An 18,695-nucleotide genomic window follows, 5' to 3' on the forward strand; every position below is an offset into this window, starting at 1 on the left:
CGCACAACCAGGATCGCGCGAACGCGACGTATCGCGCTATCCCTCGAACGGGTGATCGAGTGGGTTACGCCTTGACCCCCACGCCCGCGAAGTGCGTCACCGCCCCGATGTCCGCGCCCGCCCCTTCCGGGCGCCACCGCGTGCACGTCACCACGCCCGGGTCCAGCAGTTGCGCCCCCTCGAAGAGGCGGATCACCTCGGCGCGGCTGCGCAGGGTCATCGGGGACGCCCCCTGCGCGTTCCAGTACGCCACCGCCTCGCCCATCGCCTCGCCGTCGACCTCCGTCGTCGGGTGGGAGATGACGATGTGACTCCCGGAGGGGACCGCGTCCAGGAGGCGGCGGACGATCGAGGCGGCCTCGTCCGTGTCGAGGACGAAGTTGAGGACGCCGAGGAGGGTCAGGGCGACCGGGCGGGTGAGGTCCAGCGTCGCCGACGCCTTGCGCAGGATCGTTTCCGGGTCGTGAATGTCGCCCTCCACGAAGACGGCCGCACCCTCCGGCGTGCTCGTCAGCAGCGCGTGCGCGTGCGCGAAGACGAGGGGGTCGTTGTCGACGCACACGACCCGGCAGGCCGGGTTCACCCGCTGCGCGATCTCGTGCGTGTTGTCGGTGATCGGCAGGCCCGTGCCGATGTCCAGAAACTGCCGGATGCCCGCCTCGCCCGCGAGATGCCGGACGGCCCGCGCGAGGAACCTGCGGTCCGCCACCGCCGAGCGGGGCAGGGCCGGGACCAGCGCGACGATGTGGTCACCGACCTCCGCGTCGACCGGATAGTGGCCCATCCCGCCGAGCCAGTAGTTCCATATCCGTGCGGAATGTGACACATCGGACCGGAAGTGAGAAGTCCCGAGCATGGGGACCAAGGTAGATCCGGAACGGGCCTTTAGGGGTCAGGTTTCGGACAGTTGTTTCCAACTCCACACCTTCACAGCGGACTTCGTTCCTCTACATGCGGGTTCAGCCGGTGAAAACCGACCCGGAAGCCACCTCGCAACGCCTCAGGTAAACATGACGCCCCCTGTCAGGTATCCCAGGCAAGCTCCCCACCACACCCACCAACCAGGGAGCACCCCATGTCAACGTCGATCACCTTCATCGTCTACGTAACCGACGCCCCCAAAGCAGCCCTCTTCTACGCCGACCTCCTAGACATCACCCCCACCTTCGAAACCCCCGGCTACATCGCCTTCGAACTGGGCGACAAAGCATCCCTGGCCCTCTGGAGCGGCCACGCCGACACCACCCCCCAGACCCCCCGCACCAGCGAGGTCTGCCTCACGGTGAAGGAGGGCCCGGAGGAGATCGACCGCCGCTTCGAGAACTGGACGGCGAAGGGCGCCCGAGTGATCACCGAACCGATGGACGCGGTCTTCGGCCGCACATTCGTGGTAGCGGACCCCGACGGCAACCTGATCCGGGTGGCCCCGGTGGACGCCTGAAGGCCGTAGGCGCGCGGGCTGACATGATGACGACCATGACCGCACACCGAAAGGCAGATGCCGCGTAGACGGCCCGGCGCCCTGCGCGCCGAACAGCGTGGCTCGCGCGCCCCGGAGGGACCGCCGCCGGTCCGGATCCACGGGATCTCGGCTCGTACCGGCCTGGCGATAGACCGGGTGGAGAGGCTCTCGGGTGCCCCCGACGTCTACCCGGGTGCCACGGACCACGCCTTGCGGCGGTACCGCGCCTTCCTGGAACCCCCGGGACGCAGACCCCTGTATCCGCAGGACGCGGAGTGTTCGTGCCGGGGCCACTCCTTCGACGATGTGAGACACGCCCGCGACGTACTCGACGACGTCCTGCGCCAGTTGCCGGTCCGGGCCCGCGCCGAGCTACAGCGTCGCGTGGCCCGCCTGGACGAGGTGTACCGCGCACGGACTCTGCCCGACCCCTTCAGCGACAGCCGCCAGTGGCGGCCCGAGGTCTGGTGGCGTCGCCGGCTGGCAGGAGGCGGGGAGGGCGGATGAGGACCGTCGATCGCCGGCACCCGCACGACCGGGCAACCGGCAAGGCCATCACGGCGACCAGCCCCAACGCCATCGCCCACGACCTCACCAGCCACCCCACCCCCACCCCCACCCCCGCCCTACTCCCCACACCCCACCTCATCCCCCCGCAACACCCCGGCCTCCCCAGCCCCCCGCCCCCGAACCTTCCGAACCTCCCCGAACCCCGCCCCCACAACCACCTTGAGCACAGCCCCCGCCCCCTTGACCGCCCGCAGCTCACTCCCCGGCAGCGCCGCCCCCAGCGACCGAGCCGACCGATCCCACCGAGGGTCGTACATGACCACCGTCCGGGACACCCGAGACGCGGAGGTCACCGGCTTGCCGGACGTCCGGAACCCCGCGCGGGACAACGCGGAGTCCGCCTTCCGCCCCAACCCGTCCGTCCCGGACCCGTTCTCGACCTGCACATGGATGAGGGAGGGAGACACCTCGACGACAGGCACAGCGGCGGCCTTGGGACGAGCACCCGCGAGCGGCTTGTCGTCGCGGAGAGCCTGGAAGACACGAGCAGACCGCACCGGATCCCACTTCAACGTCGACCCGATCCCCTTCACCGCGTACCCCATCTCCCCGATGGGAACGGTCATGAACTCGGAGGACGACGGCGAGAAGTTCCGCATGGCCCGCCCGAGATCGATCAGTTCATCGGTCCCGAACCCCCGGTCCGCCCGCACAGACCCCAGCACGGCACGGGTCACATCCCGGAACCGCAGCGGATTGAAGAGGATCCCGGAGGACGTCGTACGGTCCACCAGGGCGGCAAGGAACCGCTGCTGCCGCTTCATCCGCCCGAGATCGGAGGACGCGTCGGCATGCCGGGACCGCACGTACTGAAGGGCCTCGCCACCGAGGAGGGTGTGGGTGCCGGGGGAGAGGTTCAGCCCCGTATACGTGTCGCGCAGCGGAGCAGACGTACAGATCTTCACCCCGCCCAGCACATCCACGGTCTTCATGAAGCTGGTGAAGTCGACTTCGAGATAGTGGTCGATCTTGACGCGGGTCATGTACTCGACGGTCCGCACGGTGAGCTGCGGCCCGCCCTCGGCGTACGCGGCATTGATCCGGATCGGATGCCCACGATGATGCTGCCCGGTCGTGTCGTCGGTGTGCGGGGGAGTATCGGCGTAACTGTCACGCGGCAGGCTCACCACACTCGCCCGCTCCCGGTCCTCCGAGATGTGCACGATCATGATCGTGTCGGTGCAGTGACAGGGCGCCCCACCGAGCCGGTACCGCTTCCGCTCCGCCTCGCTGATCTTGTCGCGCCCGTCGGTCCCGACGAGCAGGACGTTCATCCCGTGCCCCGCACGAGGACGGTTCTTCATGTCCTTGAAGGGGTCCACGCGCGCGATGTCCGCGTCGAGCGTCGTGACGACGGAGTGCCCGATCCCGGCGGACGCGAGGACGACGACGGAGAGGGTCGTGGTGAGCCGCAGCGCCCAGCGCGGACGCGTACGGCGGCGCGGGGGGCGGCGGGAGCGAGGAGTACGGGGCATGTGGGGGAACCTCCGGCGGCGGCCGTACGTGGGGGAACCGTGAGCACCGTAGGCCCATATGATCTTCGGACGACGGCGGCGCGCATCGCTGTCCCCCGTTCGCGGTAACGTGAACCCCCTATGAACGCCAAGCCCCCCGCCGTGTCCGTGATCATGCCGGTCCTGAACGAGGAGAGGCACCTGCGCGGCGCCGTCCAGGCGATCCTCGCGCAGGCCTACGACGGTGAGATGGAGGTCGTGATCGCCCTCGGCCCCTCCCAGGACCGTACGGACGAGATCGCGGCCCAGCTCGTAGCCGAAGACCCCCGTGTGCACACGGTGCCGAACCCCACCGGCCGCACCCCCGCCGCGCTGAACGCCGCGATCAAGGCGTCCAGCCATCCGATCGTCGTCCGCGTCGACGGCCACGGCATCCTCTCGCCGAACTACATCGCCACCGCCGTACGCCTCCTGGAGGAGACCGGCGCGCAGAACGTCGGCGGGATCATGCACGCCGAGGGCGAGAACGACTGGGAGCGCGCGGTCGCCGCCGCGATGACGTCGAAGATCGGCGTGGGCAACGCGGCGTTCCACACGGGCGGCCAGGCGGGCGAGGCGGAGACGGTCTACCTCGGTGTCTTCCGGCGCGAGGCGCTGGAGCAACAGGGCGGCTACAACGAGGAGTTCATCCGCGCCCAGGACTGGGAGCTGAACTTCCGCATCCGCGAGGCGGGCGGCCTGATCTGGTTCTCGCCGGAGCTGAAGGTCTCGTACCGCCCCCGCCCGTCGGTGAAGGCGCTGGCCAAGCAGTACAAGGACTACGGCCGCTGGCGGCACGTCGTCGCCCGCTACCACGCGGGTTCGATCAACCTCCGCTACCTGGCCCCGCCGACGGCCGTCTGCGCGATCGCCCTCGGCGTCGTGCTGGGCGCCCTCGTCACCCCGTACGCCTTCGCGGTCCCGGCCGCCTACCTCGCCGCGATCGTCGCGGGGTCGCTCCCCGCCGGGAAGGGCCTCGGCCTCAAGGCCCGCGCGCAGATCCCCGTCGCCCTCGCCACCATGCACATGTGCTGGGGCTTCGGCTTCCTGACCAGCCCCAGATCGCTGGCTAGGAAGGTCATCGCGTCCCGCCGACCGGCGGTCCTCACCAGCTGAACGACGGGTCCACGTGCATGCACTGGCTCGTGTCCGACGCGTTGATCGCCTGAGCCGTGTCCGGGGCTGTGTTGTCCTCGGGTACGGCCTTCGGCGCCTTGTACGTCGTACCGCTGCGCCAGTCAGCCCCGACGACCAGCGTCACACCGGACACGTCCGTCGACTTCTGTACGGCGCTCGCGGGAATCCCCAGCACCTTCGCGACCCGCAGCGCGTTGCCCTCCAGGTCGGCGCTCGGGTACTGGACGAGGGTCGTCGCCTCCGACGTCGCGGCGGAGGGATCCGCCACGGCCTGCGTGAAGCCCTTGGCGGTCAGGACACCGGCGACCGTCGTCGCACGGCCCCGCGAGGAGCCCAACTCGTCGGTACGGGTGCCGTTGTGGACCTGTACGGCGATCTGACCGTCCGGCGAGGCCACGGGGGCGACGGCCGGTGACGGGGACGGCGTCGCCTTCTTCTCGTCCTTGCCGTCCAGCGCGATGTCCTCGCGGACCAGGCGGAACAGCTTGTCCGCGTCCTGCGTCGGCTCGACGCGGGCGCCGACGTACCGGTTCGGCATCGTCGTCATCGTGATCCGGTCCGTCGGGACCTTCTGGAGTTCGTTCGCCAGGTCGTACATCTTCGTGATGCTGTCCAGGCCGTCGTCCACGGTGATCGCGCTCGTCGCCGCCTCCGCGAGCCTGCGCAGCTTGTTGGGGCTGGTCAGCTTCGCGCTCGAACGCAGCTCCCTGACCATCGAGTTCATGTACATGTGCTGCGCCTTGGCCCGGCCGAGGTCGCTGCCGTCCTCGAACCCGTACCGCGTCCGCAGCCACTGCAACGCCTGCTGCCCCTTGACCGAGTGCGTCCCCTTCGGGAGCTTCAGGCCCGAGCCCTTGCCGGTCGACGTGTGCGAGTAGACGTTCGCGTCCACACAGACGGGTACGCCGCCGACGGCGTCCGCCATCGACACGACCCCCGAGAAGTCGATCATCATGAAGTGGTCGATGTGGATGTCGGTGAGCTTCTCCCAGGTCGCCACCGTGCACCCCGGCCCGCCCCGCCCGAGGGACTCGTTGGTCATGGCGCGGGTGCTGGCCTCGTACGTCTTCCTGGTGTCGGGGTCGGTGCACTTCGGAATCCCGAGGAGCGTGTCCCGGGGCATGCTCACGACGGACATGTTGCTGCGGTCCGCCGACACGTGCAGCAACATCTGCACATCGGCCAGAGGCGGCCCCCCGAAGGTGTCCTTCGCCCCACCGAGCTTCTGATTCTCCTCGGTGTCCCGAGCGTCCGACCCGATGAGCAGAATGTTCAACGCACGCTGCCCGGCGGAGTTCACCTGAGTGGTGGCCGCGCGATCTTTTGCGTCCCCCAGGTTCAGATCATCGCTGCGGATGTTCGCGTTGAGGTGCTGGTAGTACAGATATCCCGCGCCGGCGGTCCCGAGTATGACGACGGCGAGAACGCCGGCGGACCAGCGGAGGATACGGCGACGGCGGGTACGGCGGGGTGGGGCGGGGGGTGCTGTGCCTTCGCCGGACGTGGCTGGACTGCTGGCAGCCTCTTCGGCCTTGTCGGACGCCTTCCCGCCGGGCACCTCGCCGGAAGCAGCCTCGCCGGAGGCCGCCTCCTCGGCGGGCACTTCCTCGGAGGACGTCTCTTTGGCAGACGCCCCCTCCTCGGAGGCGCCCCCCACGGCCGCCTCCCCCTTAACCGCACCGCTCTGAGCCATCCCCTGCCCTCCCCGACCCAGGACCACCCCGGGCCGACCCGACCCGGTGCGTCGCCCGCGTCACCTTCTGAGACACACGGGAGCGCCCGCGCGTTGTACAAGACGGCGAAGAGCGCCCAGGGTTCCCCAACGGGCCAACCCGGCAACGCTCTTACCGTTTTCTAATGAACCGGCGAGAAGAAAGGGCTTTTCAGCCCGTCCGGCGTTTGAGGACGAGGCCCTCAGGGCCGACGGGGGTCCAGGGGGCGGAGCCCCCTGGCTGGGGTGGAAGGGGCGGAGCCCCTTCAGGATGGGAAGGGTAGGGGCGGCGGGGGCGAGAAAAACCCGGCGCTACCTACTTCGCACACTGCACCTTGTCCGCAGTCGACTGGTTAGCCGAATCCGGCACCTTCGCAGGCGCGGTCATGGAAACCCCCGCCCCCTTGAAGTCCTTCCCCAGCGTCAGGGTCATCGTCGGCAGCCCCTGAGAGTTGACGACACTCTTCCCCGGCTTCAGAGCAGTCCCCGGCAACCCCATGATCGCGGCCAGCTTCCGAGCCTGATCGGCCTGCTCGGGCCCGTACTCAAGCGTCGTATTGGCCAACTCCGCAGGCGCGTTCCCGGCGTTCTCGGACTTGGTCACACCCTCGTCGTTCTGCAACCAGTTGAGAGTCTCCTGAGCACTACCGGCGACGGCCCCGCCGTTCATGACCTGAACCCGCACGGCGGAAGCGGCGGACTGAGTCCCCTTGAGCCGGGCGGCAGCCTCCGCCGCAGCCGCGGACTTGGACTCCTTGGCCTTCTGGGCGACCTCGGTGAAGGACACGTCGTCCCGGATCATCTGGAACACGGTGGGCGCGGCACTCTGATTGAGCACGACGGTCGCCTTGACCTTCTCGGCGGGGTTGTCGACGACGGGAATCGTCGCGAACGTCAGGTTCTTGACGTTGAGCTTCCCCAGCTCAAGACCGAGATCCTTCAGCTTCCCGATGCTGTCGAGCTGACTGTCGACGGTGAGCGCCTTCGTCCCCGCCTCGGCCAGCTTTATCATCTTCGTCGGATCGGTGAGCGTGTCGTTGGACTTGAGCTTCCGCATGAGCGCGCTGAGGAACTGCTGCTGGATCTGGATCCGGCTCAGGTCCCCCCCGAACCCCACGGAGTGCCGCGTACGGACGAAGGCGAGCGCCTGCTCCCCCTCGATGAGATGCGTCCCCTTGGACAGCTTGAGGTGGGAGTCCTTGTCGTCGATGTCCTTGGCGAGACACACCTCGACCCCGCCGACGGCGGACGTGAGGGTCTTCACCGCGTTGAAGTCGGCGACCATGAAGTTGTCCGGCGTGATCCCGGTCAGCTCGGTGACGGTCCGCATGGTGCAGCTCGGCGTCCGGTCCTGCTGCCCGAGGCTCGTGTTGAAGCGCACCCCGTCCTCACCGGGAATGACCTTGGAGGTCCCGTCGGCCTGCTCGGTGGGACAGTCGGGGACGTCGACGATGAGGTCGCGCGGGATGGACAGCGCGGTCGCGTTGGTCCGGTCCTTGGAGACGTGCAGCAGGATCGTCGTATCGGCGTGCCCGACGCTCTCCGCGTCCCCGTACCCCGCGTTGCCGGACCCGGTCCGCTTGTCGGTGCCGATCAGCAGGAGGTTGATGGCCTTGTCCTTGCTGAACCCACCGGTCCCGGCGCCGTCGGTGGACGAGGAGGAGATGTTGTCGTTGAGGTGCTCGATGTAGAAGTAGGCGGCGGCGGCCGTACCGACCATCAGGAACGCCATGGTCCCGCCGGTCCACATGAGGATCTTCTTCCCCTTGGACTTCTTCTTGACGGGCTTGCGCCCCCGGCGCCCGGGCAGCGGCTCCTCGGGAGCGGCACCGCCCCTGCGGCGCCGGGGTCCGGGCACCTCGCGCCCGGGCCCGCCGGGCAGCGCGCCACGGTCCGGCGCCGGAGCCTCGGTGGCCGCGCGTGACGCGGCTCTCCGGGGTCCGGGCACGGACGACGGCACCGGCGTCGTCGACTGCGCTGCGGAAGGAGCCAGTCGCAGTTCGTATTCGCCGGTGTTCGGATTGAGCACCCACTGGTCTGCGGGATCGATGTTGTCCGCCCGCCCACGGCCTTGCGCGTCCACGGTTGTTCGAATCCTCCGTCGGGGCCACGCGGCGCCCTTTTCCCCCGTAAAGGCGCTCAGGTCTTCGGTCTACGGTGCACGGGCCCCGGGGAAGGAGCTCGCGGCCGGGTGCACTGGGTCGCTCACACTATCCGCCCGTCCGGGTGTCAAGCGACGGTGGTGACAAATTCCACGTACCTACATCGGGCAATCCGGCGCAATTCCTGGAACGGGAGTTCGTTAAATCTTGGGTACTTGGCGGTTGCTTTACTCACACCGCTGTGTGGCCGCTGTGCCGCCCCGGTACAGAGGGGTCGCGGGCATACGCACACCGTGTCCGTACGACTGCGGGGCGGAGCCGACGGCGACGGGGAGATCGGCGCGGAGTCGTCCGAAGAGTTTTCCCGCGGCGGGCTGGACGAGCTGGTCACGATTGGTGTTATAGACGTACGACTCTCTCGGTACCGTCAGGAATTGCACCCGATCGGTGGGAATCTCACGCAGACCCCGGACGAGTTCGTACATCCCCCGCAACCCCGCGAGTTCCGGATCGGCCGTCACCGAGGAAGTCGCCGCGTCCAGCACGGGATAGAGCTTCACCGGATTCAGCAGCACACCATTGCTCCACACCTTGTCCACCAGCGCCGCGAGAAAACGCTGCTGGCGGTCCATACGGTCGGTGTCGCTGCCGTCGCCGAGGGATTTGCGCGCGCGCACGAACCCGAGCGCCTGCTCCCCGTTGAGCGTGACCTTCCCGGCGGGCAGCCGCAGCTTCGCCGCCCGGTCGTCGACGGGCTCGGCGAGACACACCTCGACCCCGTCCACGGCGTCGACCATCTCCTTGAACCCCTGAAAGTCGACGACGACATGATGATCGACCCGAATCCCGGTCAACTCCTCGACGGTCCGGATCGCACAGGCGGAACCCCCCACCTGAAAGGCATGGTTGAGCATCGCGAAGGAGGGCGAGCTCCGAGTCCCATCGGCCTTCAAACACCCCGGCACCTGGACCATCAGATCCCGGGGCAACGAAACGGCGGTAGCACTCTCCCGCCCCGCAGCGAGATGCAACAGGATCATGCTGTCAGCCCGCTCGTTCCCGCCCCCACCACGCGAGTCGGACCCGATGAGCAAAACATTCTGAGCCCCCTCAACAAGCGGGGAAGGCCGCTCCCTCTCATACCGCGCCAACTCCCGAGCGGCAGCCTCATCAGCCGTGATATTCCCGTCAAGCCGCGCATACAGCACACTCCCGGCGACCCCGACGACAGCAGCCACCGCAACCACCCCTCCACCCCCGACCCACCACCATCGAGCCCTGCGCATGCCGAGTGCTCCCCCTCGCGTACAGATTCCCTGTACCTACGACGATGCCGCGTGGGACGCCGGGGTGCGGGCTGGGGATGGGCCGAACGGGGGAGGGGGACGAGGAGGGGGTGGGGGCGGCGGGGTACGGCGACGGGGAGGGGGCCGGGGTAGTGGGTGCGGTGTCGGGGAGTGGGCCGGGGCGGCTGGATGCGGTGGCGGAGCGCTGACCGGGTTCACCTGGCCCCACCCGCGTGTTCGCGTCTACCTGGCGTCGGCCACGTACCCGTATCGCCCCGCCCCCACCCGCACTTCTCTCTCACTCGCCTCAGCCACATCTAGCCCGTCCGGCGTTTGAGGACAAGGCCCTTTCAGGGCCGACCACCACCCACCCCCCTCAGCGCGCCGTAGCCGTCACCTTCTCGCTCTCCACCCGCTTGGCCACCGCCTCCTCGCTCGCCTCCCCGAGGTTCCGGCACAGCACCACCGACCCACCGCTGGCGAGAGGCGCGTACAGACCGGCGCTGAGGCCGTCCCACGTGTCGTACGGGAGGCCGCTCAGGAGCCGTCCGCCGGGGCCGAGGAGTCCCAGCCGCCCGGCATCCGCACGGGCCCGCTCCACGACCTCTGCGCCGCTCAGCTCCGCCCCCGCGACGACCAGCGCAGGCTCCTCGGGATCGACGGGCGCGTACGGCGCGAAGCGGTCGCCGTACGTCGGGACCTCCACGGCGTAGTCGGTGTAGCCGTCGGGCGGCGCAGGGATGAAGCGCCGCCCCAAGGGCGCGAGGGAGAGCGCGTACCGCTCACCCCGGCACGCGCGCCCGGCGTCCAGATCATCCGGCCCCGCGACGACGGCATCCGCGCGCGAGGGATCGCCGTACACATCCGCGACCGCGCCCACGGAGGAACACGCCAGCAGCCAGACGGCGGTCTGCCAGTGCGCGGGGAGGAGGAGGGCGACCCGGTCACCGGGTTCGGCGGAGAGGCCGTCCTGGAGGAGGTTGGCGGTCTTGGCCACCCAATTGGCGAAGGTGGCGACGGAGAGTTCGACGCGTTCGCCGGTGGCGTCGTCGTAGAAGGTCACCAGGGGGCGGGCCGGGTCCGCGGCGAGCGCGGAACGCAGCAGGTCGGCGGGGGTGCGATCGGTGGCGTTCACCCGCGCAAGCGTATCGGGGCGGCGGGCGGACGCGACGGCCCGTCGGCTCACCGGTTCGGCCGAACCGATCCGACGGCCCGTCAGTTCCCCGATGGACAGATATGTATGACTATGTTCACTATCGTCGGTATGCGTGGATTGCTAGCTGTCTCGATCGGCGTCACCCTCTCCTTCTCCCTCCTCCCGCCCGCCACAGCGGCGCCGACCACCCAGCCGGCGTCCGTGCTCGCGTCCGTACTCGCGGGCAGCACCCAGTCGCTCCCCCTCACCCCGCTCACCCGCGCGATCGGCGCCACCCCCGGCGTACCGCGTCGCGACGTCCACCCCTTCTCGCTGCTCGGCGTCGTCTGGGACGACCCCGCCGCGCACCTCGACGGCGCCGTACAGGTCCGCACCCGCCCCACCGGCACCGACGACTGGTCCGGCTGGCAGGACCTGGAGACCCACGCCGACGACCACGGCGCGGACCCCGGCACCCCGGAACACGACTCCACGCGCCTGCACGGGGGGACGGCGCCGCTGTGGGTCGGCGATTCGGACGGAATCGAACTGAGGGTCCGACCGGATACGACCGGAACGCGCGCCCTCCCGACAGGACTTCGGGCGGAACTGGTCGACCCCGGCACGCAGGACACCCCCGTCGTCGGCCCCCCGCGCGCCCGCGCGCGCATCGGCACCCCGGCCGCCGGGACCTACGTACCCGAACTCCCGCGCACCCTCCCGCACGGCGCCCCCCGGCCCCGCATCGTCACCCGCAAGGGGTGGGGGGCCGACGAGAAGCTCCGGGAGAAGAAGTTTTCCTATACGAAGAGCGTCAAGGCGGCCTTCGTTCACCACACGGCCACCGGGAATCGGTACCGATGCTCTCAAGTGGCGTCAGTCATCCGCGGTATCTACCGCTACCACGTCAAGAGCATGGGCTGGAAAGACATTGGTTACAACTTCCTCGTCGACAAGTGCGGCACCATCTACGAGGGCCGAGCCGGGGGAGTGACCAAGCCGGTCCTCGGCGCCCACACCCTCGGTTTCAACGCGAACAGCGTGGGCATCGCGGTGATCGGCACGTACGGCGCCACCCGGCCGTCCGCCGCCGCGGTGACGGCGGTCGCCCGGATCACGGCCTGGAAACTCGGCATCTACGGGGTCAATCCCCGAGGAACGACATATCTCAAGTCGGCGGGTGGCAATCTCTACCGAAAAGGTAAGAACGTACGACTGAACGCCATCTCCGGTCACCGCGACGGCTTCGCCACGGACTGCCCGGGGCGCCAGCTCTACAGCAAGCTCGGCACGGCCCGCTCGTCGGCCGCGCACTACCAGGGCCGCTGACCGCAGGGCGTGACGGGACCGGTGGGGGAGGACCAGATGACGGTGCCGTACGGACCGGATGCCGCGAGCGGACCCGGCGTACCGCGTCCGAACCCCCGGCGATCAGCCACCGCAGCCCGCATAACCCCGACCGGCCGAAATCCAGTTCGGCCGGTCCCGGCAGGAAGCAGAGACGACAGGTGACAGAAGCGATCCTCCTGGTCGGCGGCAAGGGAACCCGGCTGCGCCCGCTTACGGTGCACACCCCCAAGCCGATGGTGCGGGCGGCCGGCGTGCCGTTCCTCACCCACCAGCTGGCGCGGGCCAGGGCGGCCGGCGTGGACCACATCGTCCTCGCGACCTCGTACCTGGCGGAGGTCTTCGAGCCCCACTTCGGCGACGGCTCCGCCCTCGGCCTCCACATCGAGTACGTCACCGAGGACGAGCCCCTCGGCACCGGCGGCGCCATCCGCAACGTCGCCTCCCGCCTCCACGCAGGACCCGACGACCCGGTCCTGATCTTCAACGGCGACATCCTCACGGGCCTCGACATCCGCCGCCTGGTCACGACCCACGAGACGACCGGCGCGGACGTCTCCCTCCACCTCACGAAGGTCACCGACCCGCGCGCGTACGGGCTGGTCCCCACGGACGACACGGGCAGGGTCCTGGCGTTCCTGGAGAAGCCGACCACGCCGGAGGAGATCGTCACCGACCAGATCAACGCGGGCGCGTACGTCTTCCGCCGCTCGGTCATCGACACGATCCCGACGGGCCGCCCGGTGTCGGTGGAACGCGAGACGTTCCCCGGCCTGCTGACGGCGGGCGCCCACCTCCAGGGCATGGTCGACTCCACATACTGGCTGGACCTAGGCACCCCCGCAGCCTTCGTCCGAGGCTCAGCGGACTTGGTCCTGGGCCGAGCCCCGTCCCCCGCGGTCCCAGGCCGCTGCGGCGACCGCCTGATCCTCCCCACAGCACGGGTAGCCCCAGACGCGAAGCTAACGGGCGGCACGGTGGTAGGCGAGGGCGCCCTGATCTCAGAGGGAGCCCGAGTCTCAGGCTCAACAATCCTCCCCGGCGCGGTAATCGAACCCGGCGCCATCATCACCGACTCCCTGATCGGCACCCGAGCCCGAATCGGCACCCGCTCCATCCTCACCGGCACGGTAATCGGCGACGGCGCAATCATCGGCCCCGACAACGAACTCCGAGACGGAGCAAGGGTGTGGTGCGACGCGAGAATCCCAGCGGGAGCGGTGAGGTTCTCGTCGGACCAGTAGGGGAGCGGGAGGGGGCGGGGCCGCCACGACAACGACGTACCGGCGGCTGATCGGGGACTGGGACGCGGGCTGTGTCCGATGTGCGGCTACGGCCGCCCCCCCCCACGACGAACCCGCACCTGATGAGCGCGGCGCAACCACGTCTTTCAGGGGCGCGGGGAACTGCGCGACAAGCCACAACGAACCCGCACCCAACAACGAACCGGCCGGGGTCCAAGGGGCGGAGCCCCTTGAGGATGGGACGGGTAGGGGCGGCGGGGGCGAGATCAAATCCCCCGAATGTCGCCGACAGGCATCCGCGGACCCCTACGCTCACGCCCCACCCCACTCAACAACACCAACCGAACCGCCCGATGCCGCTGCCCCGCATACGGCTCCAACAACTCCAACATCCGCCCGTCATCAGCATCCCGCTCCCCACCAAGCACCCACCCCACAACCCCCGGCAGATGCAGATCCCCCACGGTGACAACATCCACGGCCCCATGACTACGCTGCACAACCTCCGCAGAGGTCCACGCCCCCACCCCCGGCACCACCTCCAACCGCCCCCGAGCCACCTCAGCAGACACCCCCACCCCCTCCTCCAACCGCGCGGCAACCCGAACAGCCCGCACCACAGTGGAGGCCCGCTTGTCATCCACCCCCGCAAGATGCCACTCCCATGAGGGAACCCCACCCCACACCCGAGGCGAGGGCATCACCCACAACCGCCCCCCGGCCGCAGGCCCAGGCGCGACGTCCCCAAACTTCCGCACCAACACCCCCCAGGCCCGATAAGCCTCATCGGTGGTCACCTTCTGCTCCAACACAGCCGGAATCAACGACTCGAGCACAAGCCCGGTACGCCCCAACCGCAACCCTTTCCGCCGCTGCCAGGCATCAGCGACAACTCGATGCCGAGGCAGAAACCCGGACGGATCATCGAACTCCCCCACCAGCGCGGGAAGCTGATCGAGCAGCCACTCGGCCCCGGCCCCCCAGGCTTCCCCCCGCACCACACCCCCCTCAAGCGAAACCCGCAGGGCCCCGGGCCCACAGGGAGTCAGACTCCCCCGCCACACGGCCCCGTCGGGAGTGACCCGAAACGTGGGATCCCCGGGCCCTCGCCGCAGGGGCCCCAGCACAAGCCCGAGATCAACGGGCCCACGGGGTGCGTACGTCCGAACCCGCCCACCGAGCCCCCCACCACCCCCACGGGCCCCAGGCACCCGAGCATCCCCACCCCGCACGGTCGTACGACTCACAGGGTTGGACCGAGGAGCGAACCGCCCTGCCATGAACCACCCTCACAAGCCGAACCGAACCGGACTGAACGAAACCGAAACGGGGACGGGAACCGAAGCCAGGCGAGCACTCTCCCCACCGCTCCCGATCCCGCCCGCCACCCCTCACCGCACCTCGACGAACCCCTCCACCCCCCGCTCGGCCCGAGCCGCAGGCGCCTCCGCAGCCCGCCCCACAGCAACCGCCCCCATCGGATCCCACCCGGAGGGCAACTCCAGCACCTCCCGCACGACATCCCGGCAGAACATCGTGGAAGAAACCCACGCGGACCCGAGCCGCTCCCCGGCAAGCGCGACAAGAAAGTTCTGCACCCCGGCCCCGGCGGCAACGACGAACATCTCCCGCTCGGCGGCATCCCGCCGGGGATCGCCGTAGAAGTGGGCCCCGTCCATGACGAGACAGGGCACGACGAGATAGGGGGCACGCCGCAGCACATCCCCACGCCGCACCCGCTTGGCGATGGACTCCTCGGACTTCCCGTCCCGCCGAAGATCGGCGACCCAGGCATCCCGCATGGCGTCGAGGAGCCGCACCCGGGACGCCTCGGACTCCAGCAGGACGAACCGCCAGGGGGTGGTGTGATGGGGCGCGGGCGCGGTGACGGCAGCGGCGACGGCCCGCCGCACGGCACCGGGATCGACGGCTTCATCGCTGAAGGCCCGCACGGTCCGCCGCTGGGTGACGGCAAGCCGCACGGCCTCGGACGTCCCGAGCCGGAACATGTCGTCGTCGGCCCCACGAACCATGCGCCGGGCCCCTTCCCCGGCCTCCGCCGAGTCGACGACATGCGCAAGCCCCCGCACGACGGCGACAGGCAGCCCGGAAGCCTTCCCCTTGACGAGATCCCCGGCGGCGGCGAGCTCATCGGCGGTGGCGACGACGGTCGCGACGAGCGGATTCCCGTACGCGTCGACCCCACCCCGCAGATCGTCGAGCACGCGCACCCCCGCCGCCCCGATGGCGACGTCGGTCAGCCCGGCCCGCCAGGGCCGCCCGAAGGTGTCGCTGACGACGACCCCGACGTCGACCCCGAGGGCGTCCCGCAGCCCGTCACGGATCGCGCGCGCGGACGCGTCGGGATCCTCGGGCAGCAGCAGGACGGTCCCGGCGGGCGTGTTGGACGCGTCGACCCCGGCGGCGGCCATGACGAGCCCCTGCCGGTTCTCGACGATCCTGAGGGCCCCCCGCCGCGCGACGACCCGCACGGTCTCCGCGTCGATGGCGGCCTCTCGGTCATCGGCTGCGACGACCCGCCCCTCGGCCTTGGACACGATCTTGGACGTCACGACGACGACGTCCCCGTCGACCAGCCCGGGCTCGGCCCCGGCGATCAACTTGGCGAGATCGTCCCCGCCCTGCACCTCGGGCAGCCCGGCAACGGCCCACACGCGATACCCGCCCACGTCACGCCCACTTTCCGCCGAACCGCCCCGCACCACAGCCCCGTCGCTCACAGCCCCCGCACCTCCTCCGCCATCTTCAGCGCCTCGCCCGCCATCACAGCGGTCGCCTCGTCGTCGGTCATCATCAGCGGTACGGCCCGGCACCGGATCCCGGCGTTCTCCACGCGCGCGACGGCGTCCGTGTCGGCCGTGTCGACGAGCCACCCGTCGAGCAGCCCGGACCCGTAGTGCTCGGCGACAGCGGCGGCACTCGACTCGACCCCCACGGCCGCGAGCACCTTGTCGGCCATCCCGCGCACGGGCGCGTCCCCGACGATGGGGGAGAGCCCGACGACGGGAACGCCCGCCTCGGCGACGGCCTCGCGGATGCCCGGCACGGAGAGGATCGTCCCGATCGAGACGACGGGGTTGGACGGCGGGAAGAGGATCACGTCGGCCGAGGCGATCGCCTCCAGCACCCCCGGCGCCGGCTTCGCCTGCTCCGCGCCGACGGGGACGACGGCCTGCGCGGGCACGGACGCCCGCAGCCGCACCCAGTACTCCTGGAAGTGGATCGCCTTGCGCTCCCCGTCGACCTCGACGGCGACGTGCGTCTCGACCCGGTCGTCGGTCATCGGCAGCAGCCGAACCCCCGGCTTCCACCGGTCGCACAGCGCCTCGGTGACGGCGCTGAGCGGATACCCGGCGCCGATCATCTGCGTCCGCACGATGTGCGTCGCGAAGTCCCGGTCCCCGAGCCCGAACCACTCCGGCCCGACGCCGTACGCGGCGAGCTCCTCCTTGACCCGGAAGGACTCGTCGGCCCGCCCCCAGCCCCGCTCCTCGTCGATGCCCCCGCCGAGCGTGTACATCACCGTGTCGAGGTCCGGACAGATCTTCAGCCCGAACAGGTGAATGTCGTCCCCCGTGTTGCCGATCACGGTGATGTCCGCGTCCGGCACGGCCTTCTTCAGACCGCGCAGGAAGCGTGCCCCGCCGATACCGCCTGCCAGAACCACAATGCGCATGGGAGAAGTCTCGCAGGCCCCTCCGACAACGAGGCGGCCCCCGCCGCCTCAGACGCTCGCCGCGCGGCTCTCCTCGCGCCCGGCGCATGCCTGCGCGGGGGTGTGCATCGGCATCTCGGTGAGACCCGGGTAATAGATGTGCAGGCTGACCGCGGGCTCCAGGGTGTCGTTCACCACGTCGTGCGCGTACCCCGGCGCGAACACCCGCTGCGCGCCCCCGGAAAGCTTCCGCACCCCCCGCTCGGTGCGTTCGGTGAGGGTCCCGTCGAGCACGGTCATCACCCCGGACGAAGGCCCGTGGTCGTGCAGCCCGGTGCCCTGCCCGGGGAGCCAGGACAGCAGCCACACCTCGTACCCGGGGCCCGTGCGCAGCCGGTGGTACCAGCGGCTGCCGGCGTCGTACCGGACGAGGTGCTCCCACTCGGAGCGGCCTTGGGCGATGCCCCGCGCGAGGCCGACGAACTCGGCGACGGTGGCGGGGTGTTCGCGCGGGGGCTGGAGCAGGTGCGGGACTTCGAGGATGTCGCCGGCGATCTGGAGGTCGTTGTCGCTGTTCATGGGTGCGGTGGTTCCTCGGCGGGAGTTGCGGTGCGGGGGGCTGGGTGTCGCGTACCGGCCGCCCGGGTCACGGGTGGCGCAGGTGCCCTGGTGCGGGCGGGGGGAACAGACAGCCGAGTCGCGGTGGACTCAGAGGGGCAGCCGGAGCGCGGTGGGGCTCAACAGCTGGGACAGCAACAACAGCCACGGCGAGCACGGGCAGCACCGAGGGACCCGGCGGTGCGGGTCGAGGTGGTGGCCAAGTTCGCGAGCATGCCCACTAGGACAGCGGCTCACACTCCCGGTGTCAACTCGACCCCCGGAGGGTGGGACGCGATTCACCCCATCCGGTACGTCTGTGAGACGAAAGGTTTGTTCACGCGCTCACCGGGACACATGGCGCACAACCGGGCGCGTGACCCGCGTGTCGGAACGAGAACGCAGTTGATGGCGTCCTTTCCCGTACAGGCCGTCAGGCCTCGTCTGCATGTCAAGGTTTATGGCGATTTGAACACTTTCCGCGCCTCCTTGGTTCCGCAGAGTGAATAAGGGGCCCAATAGCAGATCTCGGCTTGACTCGCCCGGAGCAGCACACTTGTAATTTCACTCGTGTCGTTCGGCCGTCACCGCTTGCTTGACGGTTGACGGCCCGGCACGGGGACGCGAAAGACAGACGAGGGGCGCACATGACCGAGCTGGTGCAGCAACTGCTGGTCGACGACGCGGACGAGGAACTCGGCTGGCAGGAGCGCGCGCTGTGCGCCCAGACCGATCCCGAGTCCTTCTTCCCCGAGAAGGGCGGCTCCACGCGCGAGGCCAAGAAGGTCTGCCTCGCCTGCGAGGTCCGCTCCGAATGCCTCGAATACGCCCTCGCCAACGACGAGCGCTTCGGCATCTGGGGCGGCCTCTCCGAACGGGAGCGCCGCCGCCTGAAGAAGGCGGCGGTCTGACCCGGTACGACTGTAGGAAGGGCC

At 69.8% G+C, this 18,695-nt stretch carries 17 protein-coding genes; 7 read left to right on the top strand and 10 right to left on the bottom strand.

Annotation, left to right across the window (positions count from 1 at the left end):
* Positions 1-64 precede the first annotated feature (64 nt).
* Positions 65-856 carry an SAM-dependent methyltransferase gene (locus J8M50_RS07735; RefSeq protein WP_050987179.1) on the bottom strand — a complete coding sequence of 264 codons (792 nt, stop codon included), beginning with the start codon at positions 854-856 and terminating at the stop codon, positions 65-67.
* A 219-nt stretch (positions 857-1,075) separates the two neighbouring features.
* Between J8M50_RS07735 and J8M50_RS07740 the strand changes: the two genes are divergently transcribed.
* Both J8M50_RS07740 and J8M50_RS07745 read left to right on the top strand, forming a co-directional pair.
* Positions 1,076-1,441 carry a VOC family protein gene (locus J8M50_RS07740; protein WP_010352377.1) on the top strand — a complete coding sequence of 122 codons (366 nt, stop codon included), beginning with the start codon at positions 1,076-1,078 and terminating at the stop codon, positions 1,439-1,441.
* Positions 1,442-1,498: 57 nt separating this feature from the next.
* Entirely contained in the window at positions 1,499-1,969 is a 471-nt protein-coding gene (locus J8M50_RS07745; RefSeq protein ID WP_029183664.1) for a hypothetical protein, read from the top strand.
* A gap of 119 nt (positions 1,970-2,088) precedes the next feature.
* Here the strand turns inward: J8M50_RS07745 and J8M50_RS07750 are convergent, their stop codons facing one another.
* Positions 2,089-3,507, bottom strand: a complete 1,419-nt coding sequence (locus tag J8M50_RS07750) for an LCP family protein (protein ID WP_010352379.1) — start codon at positions 3,505-3,507, stop codon at positions 2,089-2,091.
* Positions 3,508-3,627: 120 nt separating this feature from the next.
* Between J8M50_RS07750 and J8M50_RS07755 the strand changes: the two genes are divergently transcribed.
* Entirely contained in the window at positions 3,628-4,641 is a 1,014-nt protein-coding gene (locus tag J8M50_RS07755; RefSeq protein WP_010352380.1) for a glycosyltransferase family 2 protein, read from the top strand.
* On the opposite strand, the gene J8M50_RS07760 is transcribed toward J8M50_RS07755, so the two are convergent.
* The 3 genes from J8M50_RS07760 to J8M50_RS07770 all read right to left on the bottom strand — a co-directional run bounded on the left by J8M50_RS07760 (position 4,631) and on the right by J8M50_RS07770 (position 9,761).
* A complete protein-coding gene (locus J8M50_RS07760) occupies positions 4,631-6,355 on the bottom strand; it encodes an LCP family protein (RefSeq protein WP_078480633.1) in 1,725 nt (574 codons plus the stop codon). The genes J8M50_RS07755 and J8M50_RS07760 overlap by 11 nt on opposite strands.
* Before the next feature lie 334 nt (positions 6,356-6,689).
* Positions 6,690-8,456: an LCP family protein gene (locus tag J8M50_RS07765; protein WP_010352382.1), complete on the bottom strand. Its 1,767-nt coding sequence runs from the start codon at positions 8,454-8,456 to the stop codon at positions 6,690-6,692.
* A gap of 246 nt (positions 8,457-8,702) precedes the next feature.
* Positions 8,703-9,761: an LCP family protein gene (locus J8M50_RS07770; RefSeq protein WP_075661567.1), complete on the bottom strand. Its 1,059-nt coding sequence runs from the start codon at positions 9,759-9,761 to the stop codon at positions 8,703-8,705.
* 77 nt (positions 9,762-9,838) lie between these two features.
* Here J8M50_RS07770 and J8M50_RS49035 point away from each other — a divergent pair, with 77 nt between their 5' ends.
* Entirely contained in the window at positions 9,839-9,970 is a 132-nt protein-coding gene (locus J8M50_RS49035; protein WP_256725271.1) for a hypothetical protein, read from the top strand.
* Positions 9,971-10,137: 167 nt separating this feature from the next.
* Here J8M50_RS49035 and J8M50_RS07775 read toward each other — a convergent pair whose 3' ends face one another.
* Positions 10,138-10,896, bottom strand: coding sequence for a TIGR03089 family protein (locus J8M50_RS07775; protein WP_010352384.1), 759 nt, complete (start codon positions 10,894-10,896; stop codon positions 10,138-10,140).
* A gap of 129 nt (positions 10,897-11,025) precedes the next feature.
* Here J8M50_RS07775 and J8M50_RS07780 point away from each other — a divergent pair, with 129 nt between their 5' ends.
* Together J8M50_RS07780 and manB are read left to right on the top strand one after the other, a co-directional pair.
* A complete protein-coding gene (locus tag J8M50_RS07780) occupies positions 11,026-12,225 on the top strand; it encodes an N-acetylmuramoyl-L-alanine amidase (RefSeq protein ID WP_029183667.1) in 1,200 nt (399 codons plus the stop codon).
* A 179-nt stretch (positions 12,226-12,404) separates the two neighbouring features.
* Positions 12,405-13,487, top strand: a complete 1,083-nt coding sequence (manB, locus tag J8M50_RS07785) for a mannose-1-phosphate guanylyltransferase (protein ID WP_010352386.1) — start codon at positions 12,405-12,407, stop codon at positions 13,485-13,487.
* A gap of 266 nt (positions 13,488-13,753) precedes the next feature.
* Here manB and J8M50_RS07790 read toward each other — a convergent pair whose 3' ends face one another.
* The 4 genes from J8M50_RS07790 to J8M50_RS07805 form a co-directional block, all read right to left on the bottom strand.
* On the bottom strand, positions 13,754-14,767 hold the full coding sequence (locus tag J8M50_RS07790) for a DNA-3-methyladenine glycosylase family protein (RefSeq protein WP_029183668.1): 1,014 nt from the start codon (positions 14,765-14,767) through the stop codon (positions 13,754-13,756).
* A 111-nt stretch (positions 14,768-14,878) separates the two neighbouring features.
* On the bottom strand, positions 14,879-16,228 hold the full coding sequence (locus tag J8M50_RS07795; RefSeq protein ID WP_223786181.1) for a coenzyme F420-0:L-glutamate ligase: 1,350 nt from the start codon (positions 16,226-16,228) through the stop codon (positions 14,879-14,881).
* The gene (cofD, locus tag J8M50_RS07800; RefSeq protein ID WP_010352389.1) at positions 16,225-17,184 is read right to left on the bottom strand and encodes a 2-phospho-L-lactate transferase; all 960 of its coding nucleotides are present in this window, start codon (positions 17,182-17,184) and stop codon (positions 16,225-16,227) included. The genes J8M50_RS07795 and cofD overlap by 4 nt, the downstream gene beginning before the upstream one ends.
* Before the next feature lie 48 nt (positions 17,185-17,232).
* Positions 17,233-17,742 carry a cysteine dioxygenase gene (locus J8M50_RS07805; RefSeq protein ID WP_010352390.1) on the bottom strand — a complete coding sequence of 170 codons (510 nt, stop codon included), beginning with the start codon at positions 17,740-17,742 and terminating at the stop codon, positions 17,233-17,235.
* A gap of 665 nt (positions 17,743-18,407) precedes the next feature.
* On the opposite strand from J8M50_RS07805, the gene J8M50_RS07810 reads away from it, so the two are divergent.
* The gene (locus J8M50_RS07810; protein WP_003975777.1) at positions 18,408-18,671 is read left to right on the top strand and encodes a WhiB family transcriptional regulator; all 264 of its coding nucleotides are present in this window, start codon (positions 18,408-18,410) and stop codon (positions 18,669-18,671) included.
* Positions 18,672-18,695: the final 24 nt, after the last annotated feature.

The organism is Streptomyces acidiscabies (assembly GCF_020010905.1).
In the GTDB taxonomy this organism is placed as follows: Bacteria; Actinomycetota; Actinomycetes; order Streptomycetales; family Streptomycetaceae; genus Streptomyces; species Streptomyces acidiscabies.

Bases quoted from the DNA above. Each gene is read 5' to 3' on its own strand.
- J8M50_RS07735 (WP_050987179.1), bottom strand. From the start codon at position 856: ATGCTCGGGACTTCTCACTTCCGGTCCGATGTGTCACATTCCGCACGG.
- J8M50_RS07740 (WP_010352377.1), top strand. From the start codon at position 1,076: ATGTCAACGTCGATCACCTTCATCGTCTACGTAACCGACGCCCCCAAA.
- J8M50_RS07745 (WP_029183664.1), top strand. From the start codon at position 1,499: ATGCCGCGTAGACGGCCCGGCGCCCTGCGCGCCGAACAGCGTGGCTCG.
- J8M50_RS07750 (WP_010352379.1), bottom strand. From the start codon at position 3,507: ATGCCCCGTACTCCTCGCTCCCGCCGCCCCCCGCGCCGCCGTACGCGT.
- J8M50_RS07755 (WP_010352380.1), top strand. From the start codon at position 3,628: ATGAACGCCAAGCCCCCCGCCGTGTCCGTGATCATGCCGGTCCTGAAC.
- J8M50_RS07760 (WP_078480633.1), bottom strand. From the start codon at position 6,355: ATGGCTCAGAGCGGTGCGGTTAAGGGGGAGGCGGCCGTGGGGGGCGCC.
- J8M50_RS07770 (WP_075661567.1), bottom strand. From the start codon at position 9,761: ATGCGCAGGGCTCGATGGTGGTGGGTCGGGGGTGGAGGGGTGGTTGCG.
- J8M50_RS49035 (WP_256725271.1), top strand. From the start codon at position 9,839: ATGGGCCGAACGGGGGAGGGGGACGAGGAGGGGGTGGGGGCGGCGGGG.
- J8M50_RS07780 (WP_029183667.1), top strand. From the start codon at position 11,026: ATGCGTGGATTGCTAGCTGTCTCGATCGGCGTCACCCTCTCCTTCTCC.
- J8M50_RS07790 (WP_029183668.1), bottom strand. From the start codon at position 14,767: ATGGCAGGGCGGTTCGCTCCTCGGTCCAACCCTGTGAGTCGTACGACC.
- cofD (WP_010352389.1), bottom strand. From the start codon at position 17,184: ATGCGCATTGTGGTTCTGGCAGGCGGTATCGGCGGGGCACGCTTCCTG.
- J8M50_RS07805 (WP_010352390.1), bottom strand. From the start codon at position 17,742: ATGAACAGCGACAACGACCTCCAGATCGCCGGCGACATCCTCGAAGTC.
- J8M50_RS07810 (WP_003975777.1), top strand. From the start codon at position 18,408: ATGACCGAGCTGGTGCAGCAACTGCTGGTCGACGACGCGGACGAGGAA.